This is a genomic window from Kitasatospora sp. NPDC127111 (assembly GCF_042677465.1).
GTDB lineage: Bacteria > Actinomycetota > Actinomycetes > Streptomycetales > Streptomycetaceae > Kitasatospora.
This window is the reverse complement of record NZ_JBHXTG010000071.1, coordinates 20358-33696: the sequence shown is the minus strand read 5'-3', so window position 1 is coordinate 33696 and position 13339 is coordinate 20358. Positions and strand designations below refer to the sequence as shown.

At 74.9% G+C, this 13339-nt stretch carries 12 protein-coding genes; 7 read left to right on the top strand and 5 right to left on the bottom strand.

The features are described 5' to 3' along the window. Window positions 1–59 precede the first annotated feature (59 nt). The 3 genes from ACFVHB_RS32005 to ACFVHB_RS31995 all read right to left on the bottom strand — a co-directional run bounded on the left by ACFVHB_RS32005 (window position 60) and on the right by ACFVHB_RS31995 (window position 3249). Entirely contained in the window at window positions 60–1535 is a 1476-nt protein-coding gene (locus ACFVHB_RS32005) for a VWA domain-containing protein (protein WP_380329190.1), read from the bottom strand. Beyond that, window positions 1532–2404, bottom strand: coding sequence for an AAA family ATPase (locus ACFVHB_RS32000; protein WP_380329188.1), 873 nt, complete (start codon window positions 2402–2404; stop codon window positions 1532–1534). Before ACFVHB_RS32000 ends, ACFVHB_RS32005 begins: the two co-directional genes overlap by 4 nt. Window positions 2405–2577: 173 nt before the next feature. Continuing rightward, window positions 2578–3249 (bottom strand): Tat pathway signal sequence domain protein, encoded by a 672-nt coding sequence (locus ACFVHB_RS31995; protein ID WP_380329186.1) that lies wholly within the window; start codon window positions 3247–3249, stop codon window positions 2578–2580. A gap of 363 nt (window positions 3250–3612) precedes the next feature. Between ACFVHB_RS31995 and ACFVHB_RS31990 the strand changes: the two genes are divergently transcribed. From ACFVHB_RS31990 to ACFVHB_RS31980, 3 genes are all read left to right on the top strand, one after another. After that, entirely contained in the window at window positions 3613–4320 is a 708-nt protein-coding gene (locus ACFVHB_RS31990) for a TetR/AcrR family transcriptional regulator (protein ID WP_380329184.1), read from the top strand. Between the two features lie 208 nt (window positions 4321–4528). Further along, a complete protein-coding gene (locus ACFVHB_RS31985; protein ID WP_380329182.1) occupies window positions 4529–5179 on the top strand; it encodes a DUF6230 family protein in 651 nt (216 codons plus the stop codon). Window positions 5180–5181: 2 nt separating this feature from the next. Further along, on the top strand, window positions 5182–5703 hold the full coding sequence (locus ACFVHB_RS31980; protein ID WP_380329180.1) for a DUF6114 domain-containing protein: 522 nt from the start codon (window positions 5182–5184) through the stop codon (window positions 5701–5703). A gap of 131 nt (window positions 5704–5834) precedes the next feature. Here ACFVHB_RS31980 and ACFVHB_RS31975 read toward each other — a convergent pair whose 3' ends face one another. Next, a complete protein-coding gene (locus ACFVHB_RS31975) occupies window positions 5835–6911 on the bottom strand; it encodes an NAD(P)-dependent alcohol dehydrogenase (protein ID WP_380329216.1) in 1077 nt (358 codons plus the stop codon). A gap of 153 nt (window positions 6912–7064) precedes the next feature. On the opposite strand from ACFVHB_RS31975, the gene ACFVHB_RS31970 reads away from it, so the two are divergent. Further along, on the top strand, window positions 7065–8042 hold the full coding sequence (locus tag ACFVHB_RS31970) for a helix-turn-helix domain-containing protein (RefSeq protein WP_380329178.1): 978 nt from the start codon (window positions 7065–7067) through the stop codon (window positions 8040–8042). 166 nt (window positions 8043–8208) lie between these two features. Then, window positions 8209–9549 carry a globin domain-containing protein gene (locus ACFVHB_RS31965; protein WP_380329176.1) on the top strand — a complete coding sequence of 447 codons (1341 nt, stop codon included), beginning with the start codon at window positions 8209–8211 and terminating at the stop codon, window positions 9547–9549. Between the two features lie 136 nt (window positions 9550–9685). On the opposite strand, the gene ACFVHB_RS31960 is transcribed toward ACFVHB_RS31965, so the two are convergent. Next, complete coding sequence (locus ACFVHB_RS31960; protein WP_380329174.1) at window positions 9686–11107, bottom strand: selenium-binding protein SBP56-related protein; 1422 nt, start codon at window positions 11105–11107, stop codon at window positions 9686–9688. A gap of 287 nt (window positions 11108–11394) precedes the next feature. Between ACFVHB_RS31960 and ACFVHB_RS31955 the strand changes: the two genes are divergently transcribed. After that, window positions 11395–12360, top strand: a complete 966-nt coding sequence (locus ACFVHB_RS31955; protein WP_380329172.1) for an alpha/beta hydrolase — start codon at window positions 11395–11397, stop codon at window positions 12358–12360. 56 nt (window positions 12361–12416) lie between these two features. Beyond that, window positions 12417–13211 carry a spermidine synthase gene (locus ACFVHB_RS31950; RefSeq protein ID WP_380329214.1) on the top strand — a complete coding sequence of 265 codons (795 nt, stop codon included), beginning with the start codon at window positions 12417–12419 and terminating at the stop codon, window positions 13209–13211. Window positions 13212–13339: the final 128 nt, after the last annotated feature.

The window sequence follows — 13339 nt, the reverse complement described above, 5'->3', positions numbered from 1 at the left end:
GCCCGAACGGGCCCGCCCGGCTCCTCCTACCGCCGTACCCCGGAGCGCGTGACCGTGCGTCAGACCGGAAGGAGCCGGGCGATCAGCTCGCCGAGCCGTCGGGCGTTGCGGCAGGGGTGCATCTCCACCGCCTCCGCGTAGGCGAGCGCGGCGGAGTCACCGGTGCCCCAGAGCGCGGACTGCTCCGGATTGAGCCAGTACACCCGGCGTGCCCGGGCGGCGATCAGCCGCAGCGCGGCCACGTTCGGGTCGCGGTGGTTGTTCCGGGCGTCGCCGAGCACCAGCACGCTGGTCCGCGGGCCGACCGCGTCCAGGTGGTGCTCGGCGAACTCGCCCAGCGCCGAGCCGTAGTCGCTGTTGCCGTGGTGGCCCATCACCTTGGCCTCGGTGAGGATCCGCCGGGCCAGCGCGGCCGGGTCGCCGCTGCCGCCACCGCCCGCGGTGAGCATCGCCGTCACCTCGGCGGTGCGGTTCACGAAGGCGAACACCCGGACCTTGCTGAACTGGTCGTTCATCGCCTGCACCAGCAGCATGGTGAAGTCCGCGAAGCCGGCCACCGAGCCGGAGATGTCGCAGAGCAGCACGATCTCCGGCCGGGCCGGCCGGCGCAGCCGGTACGCCGGGCGCAGCGGCACGCCCCCGGTGGAGAGCGAGCGGCGCAGGGTGCGGCGCAGGTCGATCCGGCCGCGTGCGGCCCGGCGCCGCCGCGCGGCCAGTCGAGTGGCCAGCTTGCGCGCCAACGGGTGCACGGTCCGCCGTAGTTCGGCGAGCTGGTCGCGGCCGGCCGCGAGGAAGTCGATCCGGTCGGCGGTGGGCGCGACGGCGCGCTCGGCGATCCGCTCGGTGCCGCGCAGCTCGGCGACCCGGCGGCGCGCCTCGGTGCCGACCATCGCGCGGAAGCCCTGGATGCGGCGGCGGATCTCGTCGGCGAGCAGCCGGTCGGAGACGTCGGCCGGGGTGTCGGGAGCCGGGCCGTCGCGCAGTGCCGCCAGTACGCGGGCCAGCAGGGTCTCGGGCGCGAGCCGGCCGAGCGTCTGGTGGGCGGACCAGCCGTCCGAGCCCGGGGTGGAGCCGACGCCGTACCGGCCGAACGCGGCCACCGCCTCGCCGGCCAGCCGGGCCTGTGCCGCCCGGTCGTCGGCGGCCAGTGCGGCGGCGAGGCGCTCGCGCAGGCTCTCGCGCAACGCCTCGGGATCCGCGGCGCCGGGGGCGCCGGGGCCGCCGGCGGCATCGGAGGCCTCGGCCCCGTCCGCCGCCGCGCCGGCCCGGGCCGCCTCGGGCGCGCCGACGCCGAGCGGGAAGTACAGGTCGAAGGCGGCGTCGTAGACGCCGCGCTGCGCCTCGGAGCGGAGCAGCGCGGCGGCCAGCCCGGCGCGCAGCTGCTCGCGGTCGGCGAGGCCGAGGACGTCCGTGACGGCGGCCGCGTCGACCGTCTCGGCCGGGCCGATCCGCAGGCCGTGGCCGCGCAGCGCCCGGACGAGTCCTGTGAGCCGGGCGGCGACGTCGGCCCGCTCCGGCTCGGGGGGAACGCTCATGCCGGGGTGAGCTTCTGGGCGGCCTTCTGGACGTCGTCCTGGTGCTTGAGGATGACCCCGAGGGTGTCGCGGACCACCGCCTCGTCCAGGGTGTCCGCCCCGAGCGCGAGCAGGGTGCGGGCCCAGTCGATGGTCTCGGCCACCGAGGGCGCCTTGCGCAGCTCCATCGCCCGGAGCGCCCCGACCACCCGCACCAGCGACTCGGCGAGGGCGGCGTCCAGGCCGGGGACCTTGAGCCGGACGATGCGGCGCTCCAGCTCGGCGTCGGGGTAGTCGAGGTGGAGGAAGAGGCAGCGGCGGCGCAGCGCCTCGGAGAGGTCCCGGGTGGCGTTGGAGGTGAGCAGGACGAAGGGCCGCCGGGTCGCGGTGATGGTGCCCAGCTCCGGGACGGTGACCTGGAAGTCGCTGAGCACCTCCAGGAGCAGCGCCTCCACCTCGACGTCGGCCTTGTCCATCTCGTCGATCAGCAGCACGGTCGGCTGGTCGCCCCGGATGGCGGTCAGCAGCGGCCGGGTGAGCAGGAACTCCTCGCCGAAGATGTCGGAGCGGGCCTGGTCCCAGCCCTCGTCGCGGCCGGCGGTGATCCGCAGCAGCTGCTTGGCGTGGTTCCACTCGTAGAGCGCGCGGGCCTCGTCGATGCCCTCGTAGCACTGCAGCCGGACGAGCCGGGCCCGCCCGATCTCGGCCACGGCCTTGGCCAGCTCGGTCTTGCCGACCCCGGCCGGGCCCTCGACGAGCAGCGGCTTGCCCAGCCGGTCGGCGAGGAAGACGGTGGTGGCCACCGCGGTGGAGGCCAGGTAGCCGGCCCCGGCCAGTTGGGCGGCGGCGTCCGCCGCCGACTCGAAGAACCCGGTGCCGTCGCCGCCCATGTGCTCCACTCCCCGTCCGCCCGGCCCGCCGTTGTGCCCTGCACCTTACCGGCCGGTCACTTCGCTGTCCCGGGTGTGGGGGGCCCGCACGGGGACGGCGGGCGGCGGACGGCCACCTGCGCCCGCCGCCCGCCGCCCGTAGTCCGTCGCGGTCTACCGCGCCGGGCCGGCGGTCAGTTCACGTAGACGTGCGGGCTGCCGGCCAGCGAGCTGTCGACCACCGGGCCGTACGTCGCCGAGAACCAGCCGGTCGCGAAGCAGGTGCTCGGGCCGGAGACCTTGCTGAACGGCTGGGCGGCGAAGCCGATCGTCTGCCCGGTGTTGTTGGTGGTGCCGGCGATGCTGCCGGGCGCGCGGTAGACGCAGGTCGTGGTGCCGAGGATGGTGTTCAGCACCACCGTGGTCTGCAGCGGGCCCGCGCCGCCCGGGCCGAGCGTGACGGGGTTGCCCGCGGCGTCGCTCACCGCGTTGGTGTACGGCAGGTTGTTGACCGTGATGCTCTGCACGGACACGACGCCGAGGACGTTGGCGGTGCAGGAGCCGAAGGTGTGGCTGTTGAGCTGCTCGGTGGCCACGCCCGGCGCGTCCGGGTTGGCGGTGACGGTCGCCGAGAAGGAGGAGACGGCACACTTGATGCCGCTCGTCCCGCTCGCGCTGGAGTAGAAGGTGGCGTAGCTGCCGGGGGCCAGGTTGGCGGTCAGCACGTCGCCGACGGCGACGGCGGTGCCGCCGGCGCCGCCGTGGGTCAGGACGGCGGGGCCGGCCGCCTGGGCGGGGGCGCCGGTGGCGGTGGCCAGGGCGACGGCGGCCAGGGCCGCGGCGCCGAGGATGCGGCGGATGCGCATGAGGGTGCCTCTCTCCGTGCGGAGTCGGGTGGGGGAGCCCGCGCGGTCACGCCGGGCTAGCGCGCGGCGGGACGGTGCCGGGGTGACGCGCCGTGGCGCGCGTCGGCGCGTCGGCGGTGCGGTGTGGGGGAGGGCGCGTCCGGTGGTGCGGCGGGCCCGGCGCCACGGGCCCGCCGTACGGCGAGGAGGTGCGGGGAGTGCGTGAGGTGCACGACGACGGCTGCCACCGCCGCATGCCTTCGCCATACTGAGCAGTCGGAACGCGTGAGGGTTTCCGGCGACTGAGCGCCGTCCGATTGGAAACCTGCGAGTGTTGTAAACCAGCCCTTGCGTCAATGTCAAGACACAGCACGGGAGTTGGCGATGAACCCGGATGCCCTCCACGGCGCCGAGGCGCTGCTGCTGCCGGGCGCGCGCACCGGCCGCGACCCGGCCCGCTCGATCAAGCGCGGCCCGAGCCGGCTGCCGCCCGGGGTGGTGGCCGCCACCCAGCGCGAACGGCTGCTCGACGGCCTGGTCCACACCGTGGCCCAACACGGCTACCAGCACGCCACGGTGAGCGACATCTGCCGCGCGGCGGGGGTGACCAGGCCGGTCTTCTACGAGCTGTTCAGCGGCAAGGAGGACGCCTTCCTGGCCGCCCACCGGTACGGCACCGGGGTGGTCATCCGGCGGATGGCGGCGGCCTTCGCGGCGGCACCCGACTGGTGCACCGGCATCCGCGAGGCGCTGCGCGCGCTGCTCAACCTGCTGGCCGGCGTCCCGGCGTTCGCCACCATGGCGGTCATCGAGATCGAGGCGGTCGGCCCGGCGGGACGGCGCGAGATCGCCCAACTCCTGGGCCGGTTCCGGGTGTTCTTCGCCGAGGTGCCCGAACCGCCGGGCGGTGTCGGGGCGGAGGCGCTGGTGGACGCGGTGGTCGGCGGCGTCTACCGCACCCTCCACCGGGCGGTGGACGCCGGCCGCACCGAGGAACTGCCCGAGCTGCTCCCGGCGTTGAGCCTGTTCTGCCTGGCGCCGTTCCTCGGTCCGGCCGAGGCGCAGCGTCGGCTCGCGGCCGGAACTGACTGATCATCACGTCCTTCGTCGTGCACGACCGGTGATCCTTCGTGCACCCGTATTGACCGACCCGATACCGGGCAGTAGCTTCCTGGTTACCGCCTGCGGTCGACCGGGCCGCCCCGCTGCCACGGGGCGGCCCGTCGGTCGGCCGCGGAACGCTGTCCGCGCCAGGGCAACGTGCCAGTGCCTGCACATCCCACCACCCGAGGGAGCACACATGGCCACGTCCGAGGACGCCGCCCCCACGCCCGGAACCACCGCCGCACCCGCCGGGGCGAGAAGAGGCCGGGTCCGGCTGCGGCGCACCGCGCTGATGGCCGTGCCCGCCGTCGCCGCCGGTGCCGTCCTGATGACGCTCACGGCGCAGGGCGTGCTCGCCGCCCAGTTCGCCATCTCCGGCATGCCGTTCACCGTCACCGCCGACAACCTGGACGGCGTCGGCTTCGAGCAGTTCGGCAGTCTGGACCACATGATCGAGGGCAGCCCGAACCAGGGCGACACCGGCGGACAGGTGCTGGTCGCCGTGTCGGCGATCAAGCAGGCCGAGCTGACCAAGCTCTGCCAGAGCGTCGACCTCGGCGGCATCAACCTGCTGATCAAGGCCGGCGATGCCGGCACCCCGGTCACCGCCACCGACCTGACCACCGACTCCGACCTGCTCTCCGGCGACGCGTCGTTCAAGAACATCGAGATCGGCGGCGACGCCAGCACGTTCACCAAGGCGGGCGTGAAGGGCCTGCCGGGCGTGTTCGGGCAACAGGCCGACACCGTCAACATCAAGAACCTGCGGCAGCACAACTACGCCACCACCGCGGGCGCCTTCAAACTGCCCAACCTGCGGCTGAGCTTCAGCTCGGAGGGCTGCTGACGGTGGCCGATCCCGTACCCGAAGCGACCGCCGGCACCGAGCCGTCCGGGGCGCCGGGCGCGTCCGGGGCGCCGGGCCCGTCAGCGGCGTCCCCGGCTCCACCCGAGACTGCCCGCTCGGCCCGGGGCTGGCGCGGCTGGCGCGGCCGGCGGCCGTTCTGGGGCGGCCTGCTGGTGCTGCTGGGCGGCGCCGAGATCCTCTTCACCCTGCGGGCCCCGCTGCCCGTCGTCCTGCACATCGGGATGCAGGGGCTGGCCGGCTACCTGGTACCGGTCGTGATGGTGATCTGCGGCGCCCTCATCCTGCTCAACCCCACCCAGCGGCTGTTCTACTCCGTCCTCGCCGTGCTGAGCTCGCTGGCCAGCTGGATCACCTCCAACCTGGGCGGCTTCCTGCTCGGCATGATCCTCGGCGTCCTCGGCGCCTGCCTCACCTTCGGCTGGCTGCCCGACCAACCCCCGCGCCGCCGTCGGCTCCGCCGCGCGGCCCGCACCGAGCCGGCCGGACCGGCCCAGACCGCCTGAGCCGACCCGGCCCCACCGCGGCGCCCCGCCTCCCGTGATGAGAGAGCACCGGAGGCGGGGCGTCGTGGCCATCGTGCCGGCCGGGCGTCGGGGTGGTGTGGTGCGGGGCGGGAAGTCGGGGGCGAGGGGGGTCAGATGGTGGAGGTGTCGATGACGAAGCGGTAACGGACGTCGCTGGCCAGGACGCGGGCGTAGGCCTCGTTGATCTGGTCGGCGCGGATCAGCTCGATCTCGGCGCCGATGCCGTGCTCGGCGCAGAAGTCCAGCATCTCCTGGGTCTCCGGGAGGCCGCCGATCATCGAGCCGGAGAGCGACTTGCGGCCCACGAGGAGGGCGTGGGCGTTGACCGTGACCGGCTTCTCGGGGGCGCCGACCTGGACGAGCGTCCCGTTCGTCTTCAGCAGGCCGAGGTAGGCGCTGAGGTCGAGGTCGGCGGAGACGGTGTTGACGATCAGGTCGAAGGTGCCGGCCAGGTCGGTGAAGGTGGCCGGGTCGGAGGTGGCGCGGTAGTCGTCGGCGCCGAGCTTGAGGCCGTCCTCGCGCTTGCGCAGCGACTGGCTGAGCACGGTGACCTCCGCGCCCATGGCGTGCGCGATCTTCACGCCCATGTGCCCGAGGCCGCCGAGGCCGACGATCGCGACCCTCTTGCCCGGCCCGGCGCCCCAGTGGTTGAGCGGCGAGTACAGGGTGATGCCGGCGCAGAGCAGCGGGGCGGCGACGTCCAGCGGCAGCGCGTCCGGGATGCGCAGCGCGTACCCCTCGTCCACCACCAGCTGGGTGGAGTAGCCGCCGTAGGTCGGCTCGCCGTCGCGGCCGACGCCGTTGTAGGTGAAGACCGCGCCCGAGGCGCCGGTGCAGAACTGCTGCAGCCCGGCCCGGCAGTTGTCGCACTCGCGGCAGGAGTCGACGAAGCAGCCGACCCCGACCCGGTCGCCGACCGCCCAGCGGGTCACGCCCGGGCCGACCTCGGCGACCACACCGGCGATCTCGTGGCCCGGCACCATCGGGAAGATGCCGTCGCCCCAGTCCTCGCCGACCTGGTGGATGTCGGAGTGGCAGATGCCCGCGAAGCGGACGTCGATCAGGATGTCGTGCGCGCCCAGCGCCCGGCGCTCGATGGTGGTCTTCGCGAGCGGTGCCTTCGGCGCGGGGGCGGCGTACGCGGCGACGGTCCGCGGCGTCTGGTTCGTCGCGCTCGTCCCGTTCATCGGGTTCGTGGCGTTCATCGTGTTCGTCGTGTTCGTCATGTGCTCCAGCCTGCGGCGGCTCGCCGCCGGTAACCAGATCAGCACTTGTCGTACGCACCCCGGTCGTACGCACGCCCAACGTACGACTGGCAGCCTCACCCTCATACTGGCCGCATGGACCAGCGCACCGAACTCAGCGAATTCCTCCGGTCGCGGCGGGCCCGGCTGCGGCCCGAGGACGTCGGCCTGCCCGACACCGGCGGGCGGCGGCGCGTCCCCGGGCTGCGCCGGGAGGAGCTGGCGCAGCTGGCGGGTGTGAGCACGGCCTACTACATCCGGCTGGAACAGGGCCACGGCGAGTCCGTCTCCGCCGCCGTGCTCGACTCGATCGCCCGCGCCCTGCGGCTCACCACCGCCGAGCGCGAACACCTCCAGCGGATCACCAAGCCGGTCCGCCGCCGGAGCGGGCGCGCCGCGGCCGCCCGTCCGCAGCAGGTCCGCCCGGCGCTGCGGCAGTTGCTCGACGCGATGGAGGGCGTGCCCGCGTACGTGCTCGGCCGGCGGCTGGACGTCGTGGGTTGGAACCGGCTCGGCAACGCGCTGCTCGGCGACTTCGCCGCGATGCCGCCCGAGCAGCGCAACATGGCCTGGCACGTCTTCCTCGACCCGGCCGCGCGCGAGTTGTACGACGACTGGGAGGGCAAGGCCACCGACGTGGTCGGCATCCTGCGGCTGGACGCCGGGCGCGACCCCGACGACCCCCGGCTCACCTCGCTGATCGGTGAACTCTCGCTCAAGAGCGCCGACTTCCGACGGCTCTGGGCCGCCCACGACATCCGCGACAAGGGTCACGGCACCAAGGAGCTGCACCACCCGGTGGTCGGCCGGCTGACCCTGCGGTACGAGACCCTGCGCCCGGCCGGCGACCCGGACCTGGTGCTGGTCACCTACCACGCCGACCCCGGCTCGACCTCAGCCGAGTCACTCCGGCTGCTGGCCAGTTGGGTCGCTACCGCCCCGGTGGCGGGATCGGGCGCCGGCCGCGGTCCCGGACCCGGCCGGGGCTCCGGTGGCGACTCCGGCGGCGTCGAGGGGCGGGCCGGCGGCGCCGGGACGGCGGGCCGGGAGTCCCCTTCGCAGGCGCCGCGTTAGTCCGGAGGTCCCGGTCCGGGCGGGACCGCCGGCCCTGTTCCCGGCCTGCCGGCCGGGCGTTCACTGGACCTGTCGCCGTCCGGGCCCCGCCCTGCCCGGAAACCGCTCGCCATGGTGAACCGTGGTCGTCCGTAAGGGAACTGACGGATGGTTAGGCTGCTGATCCATGGAGACCAGCAGCACCACCGAGTACGACCGGTTGATCGCGCGCCACCAGGCCATGCTCCTGCGCCGGCAGCTCCTCGCGCCGGCGCCGAGCCACCGGGACGCGGTGTCGCCGCCCGGCGGCGACGCCGGCCGCCGCGGCACCGGCCAGGCCGGAGCGGGCCACGACGGTCACGACGCCACCGGCTACGACGGTCACGACGGCGCGGGCTACGCGGGCTACGACGGCGCGGGCTACGACGGTGCCGGCGACCAGCGGCTGATCCTGCGCGCCCTCGGCCTGGTCACCCCGTTCGCCGACCTGATCGACCACCTGTACGCGTTCATGTTCGCCCGCCGCCCGTACCTGCGCGCGCTCTTCCCCGCCTCGATGGAGTTCCAACAGACCCACCTGGCACGGATGTTCACCTACCTGGTCGAGCACCTCGACCGGCCCGACGAGCTCGCCGACACGCTCGCCCGGCTCGGCCGGGACCACCGCAAACTCGGCGTCCGGCCGGTCCACTACGAGGCCTTCGAGGAGGCGTTGTGCGAGGCGCTCCGGCACCGGGCCGGCTCGGGGTGGACGGGCGAGCTGGAGGCGGCGTGGGTCCGGATGATCCGGTTCGGCGTCGCGGCCATGGTGGCCGGCGCCGAGTCCGCGCTCACCGAACCCCCGTACTGGCACGCCGTGGTGGTCGGCCACGAGCGCCGCCGCCCCGACCTCGCCGTGCTCCGGGTCCGCACCGGCGAGCCCTACCCGTACCGCGCCGGCCAGTACGGCACCGTCGAGCACCCGCTGCTGCCGCACACCTGGCGCCAGTACTCGATGGGCTGCGCGCCGCGCCCCGACAACGAGGTGGAGTTCCACGTCCGCCGCACCGGCCCGGGCGGCGTCAGCGCGGCCCTGGTCGAGCGGACCGCCGTCGGCGACCGGCTGCGGCTCGGCCCGCCGCGCGGCTCGCTGATGCCCGAGGACGACACCCGCGACCTGCTGCTGGTGGCCGGAGGCACCGGGCTGGCGCCGATGAAGGCGATCGTCGAGCAGCTGGCCGCGCACCGCCCGCGCGGCCGCAAGGTCCACCTGTTCGTCGGCGCCCGGGACCGCGCCGACCTCTACGACTGGCCCGCGCTCGCCGAACTCGGCGGCCGCAAGCCATGGTTGGAGCTGGTCCCGGTCGCCGACGACGGTCCGGCGGGCCGCCGCCGGCTCGCCGAGGCGGTCGGCCGCGGCGGCGACTGGAGCGACCACCTCGCCTGCGTCAGCGGGCCGGCCGGCCTGGTGGACGAGGTGCGCACTCGGCTGGTCGCCGCCGGCCTGCCGCCCGCCCGCGTCCACCACGACCCGGTGGCCCGGCGCTGAAGCCCCCGCTCACCGGGTACTCGTCGGCCCGCCGGGGCCCTGCTCGCCCGAGGCCCGCCGGCCCGCCGAGGGCCCCGGCCCGCCGAGGGCCCCGGATCGCCGGCCCGCCGAGGCCCCGGCCCGCCGGACCGCCCGCCTACCGGAAGCAGTACGAGTCCGAGGAGGCGTCCCCGCCCGCCAGGTGCGTCTGGTGCACCCGCAGCCCCCGGAACTCCGCCCCGTGCGGGTAGAACCGCTGGTCGACGGTCAGGCCGCCCGCCTCGGTGCCGGCGTCCAGCTTGACCAGCCACGGCTCGATGCCGTCCGGGTAGAACTGGTCGTCCCAGGCGCCGTACAGCGAGTTGGTGAGGTACAGCCGCCGCCCGTCCCGGCTGATCTCGACCATCTGCGGCGCGCCGCTCAGCGGCCGGTCCGGCTCGGCCGGGTGCGGCGTCCGCGCGGCCACCCCGCCCAGGCGCACCGAACCGGCGAGCCGCGGGCGGAACGGGTCGGAGACGTCGTACTGGAACAGCTCGCCGGTGCCCCAGGCGGAGACGTACAACCAGCGGTCGTCCACCGACAGGTTGATGTCCGTCACCAGCGGCGGCACCGCCCCGAACGGCTGCAGGGCCGGCGGCAGGTCCTCGGCCTTCGCCGGCTCGGCCGGTATCTCGATCACCTTGCGCGCGGTGAACGCCGCGCCGTCCCGGTACCAGAGCCAGACCGAGGCGGAGAGGTCCTCCACGTTGGCGACCACGCCCACGAACCCCCACTCGGCCTGCGGGTCGTGCGCCGGCCGCAGCTCCAGCACCATCTGGTACTGGTCGCCGAGGTCGACCCGCTGCAGGTGCCGACCCGAGTCCAGCTCCCAGAAGTGCAGCGCGTGCCCGTACGCGCGGCCCAGCAGCAGCTCCGGCACCACCCCGTCCTCGACCATCCGCGGCGTGCCCCACTCGCTGGTCACGCCCACGTTGGTCCCCAGGTGCCACCACACGTCGTAGGCGAGGTGCTGCGGCCCGCGTTCCGTCTCCCAGGCGCGCAGCACGTCGAAGGTGGTGTGGTCGAGCAGCGCCACCCCGCCCGGCCCGTCGGCGCCGTCCCCGCCGCCCAGGCAGGACAGGAAGACGCCGTCCGGCCCGCAGTGCAGCGTGTGCGGCCGCGAGTACCCCGCTCTGGCCGCCAGCTCCTCCGCCGGCACCGTCTTCACCAGCCGCGGCCGCACCGGATCCGGCCGGGTGTCCATCACGTGCAGCCGGGACGACCGCAGCCCGGGCAGCAGCAGGTACCGCCGCTCCGGGCTCTGGTGGCAGGCGTGCGCCAGCGCGCTGGAGCAGGCGTTCCAGCCGAAGTGGTGCAGCTCGTCGCCGAGCCCCGGCAGTTCGGCGAAGTTGAGCACTCGCCCGTACGTTGCGGAGGCCGGATCGGTGTCCACGGTGATCAGCGCGTCCGGCCGCCGCGCCGACCGGTCGAACCCGGCCACGTAGGCCAGCTTCTCCGGCGGTGCGGCGATCGCCTCGGCGGGCGTCCGGTAGAGGGACGGGTCGCCGTGACCGGCCTTCGGGTGGTGCCCGTGCGGCATGCTGACTCCTCAACTCGCTTCATCGACAAGGGGAGTGGCGGTGGCCCGGGTAGCGTTCCACAGGACCACGGGCGCACAGCAGGCGCACCGGGAGCGGGGGAGCACCCGCGGCGCGGTGACCGCGGTGCCGCGCGCCCGGCTACCGGCCGGTATCGTCGGTGCTCCCGACGCACCGGGCCGGTCACGACCGGCCGGCCGGACCGCGTCGAGCAGGTCACGTCGGAGCAGGTCACGGCACGTCGGAGCACGTCGGAGCAGGTCGGAGCAGAGGAATGGGAACGACGGGCATGGAATTCCGGGAAGACATTCTGGGCGCCCCCTACGAGTCGGTCGAGCTGCCGCTCACCCCCGACGAGGAGGGCGACGTCAGCGCCACCCTGGTCCGGCGGCTGGTCCCCGGCAGCGACCGCGCCGTGCTGTACGTCCACGGCTACGTCGACTACTTCTTCCAGACCCACCTGGCCGACCACTACGTGGAACGCGGCTACTCCTTCTACGCCCTCGACCTGCGCAAGTACGGCCGCTCGCTGCGCCCCCACCACTCGCCGAACTTCGTCCGCGACCTCGCCGCCTACGACGAGGAGCTGGACGCGGCCGTCCGGATCATCCGCGAGCAGGACGGCCACCGGCAGCTGCTGGTCAACGGCCACTCCACCGGCGGCCTGGTCACCGCGCTCTGGGCCGGCCGGCGGGCCGGGCGGGGAGTCGTCGACGGGCTCTTCCTCAACAGCCCGTTCCTCTCCATGCCCGCCGGCCCGGCCGTCCGGGCCATCGGCGCGCCCGCGGTCGACGCGCTCGGCCGCTTCGCCGGCACCCGCAAGCTCCCCTCGACGCTCAACCCGCACTACGTGCACAGCCTGCACCGCGCCCACCGCGGCGAATGGGAGTTCGACCTCCGGCTCAAGCCCGCCGAGGGCTTCCCGCTGTACGCCGGCTGGCTCGCCGCCATCCAGCGCGGCCAGCGGCAGGCCCGGCGCGGCCTCGGCATCGACGTCCCCGTGCTGCTGATGGCCTCCACCGCGTCGATCTCCACCACCAAGTGGCAGGCCGCCCTGCACCACGCCGACGCCGTGCTGCGCGCCGACGACATCGCCGCCGTCGGCCCGCGGCTCGGCCGGCACGTCACCATCGTCCGGATCAAGGGCGGCGTGCACGACCTCGTCCTCTCCGGGCCGGACGCCCGCGCCCAGTTCTTCACCGAGCTCGACCACTGGCTCGACGCCTACCTGCCAGCCCCGGAGCGCGCCGAGTGACCACCGAAGACCCCGTCCCGGTCGCGCGCAGGACCGACCTCGGGCTGGCCAAGCTGATGCCCGACATCGACCACGACGGCGGCTGGCTGCTCACCCTGGACGACACCCCGCAGTCCTACGTCGACCTGGGCGACCCCACCCACCTGGAGTTCGAGTACACCCGGCGGCTCGGCCACCTCGTCGACGCCGTCGCCCCCGCCGGGCAGCCGCTCGACGCGCTCCACCTCGGTGGCGGCGCCCTCACCGTCCCGCGCTACCTCGCCGCCACCCGCCCCGGCTCGCGCCAGCAGGTGGCCGAGGTCGACGGCCCGCTGCTCGCCCTGGTCGAGGAGCACCTGCCCTGGCGGGGGCCCGGCGTCGACATCACCGCCACCGTCGGTGACGCCCGGGCCGCGCTCGCGGCCGTCCCGGCCGGCTCGGTGGACCTCGTCGTCGCCGACGTCTTCCACGGCTCCCGCACCCCCGCGCACCTCACGTCGGTGGAGTTCCTGCGGCTGGCGGCCGCCGCCCTGCGCCCCGGCGGCTGCTACGCCGCCAACCTCGCGGACGGGCCGCCGCTCGCGTTCGCCCGCGCCCAGGCGGCGACCCTGCGCAGCGTCTTCCCGGAGACCTGCCTGATCGCCGAGGCGCCGGTGCTGCGCGGGCGCCGGTACGGCAACATCCTGCTGGTCGGCTCGACGGCCCCGCTCCCGGTGGCGGACCTGGCCCGCAGCCTGGCCGCCGACATCTTCCCGGCCCGCCTGACGGACGGCGCCGACCTCGCCGCGTTCTGCGGCCGCACCCCGGTGGTGACGGACGCCGACGCGACGGACAGCCCGCCACCCCCGGACGGCGCGTTCAGCGTCGGGTGACCGCGAGCCGCCGGGTCGGGGACGGGCCGCCGGGTCGGGAGGCTCGCCGGTAGGGGGCCGGGCCGCCGGAGCAGGAAGCTCGCCGGTCGGGGACGGGCCGCCGGGTCGGGAAGCGCCACCCCGGCGTG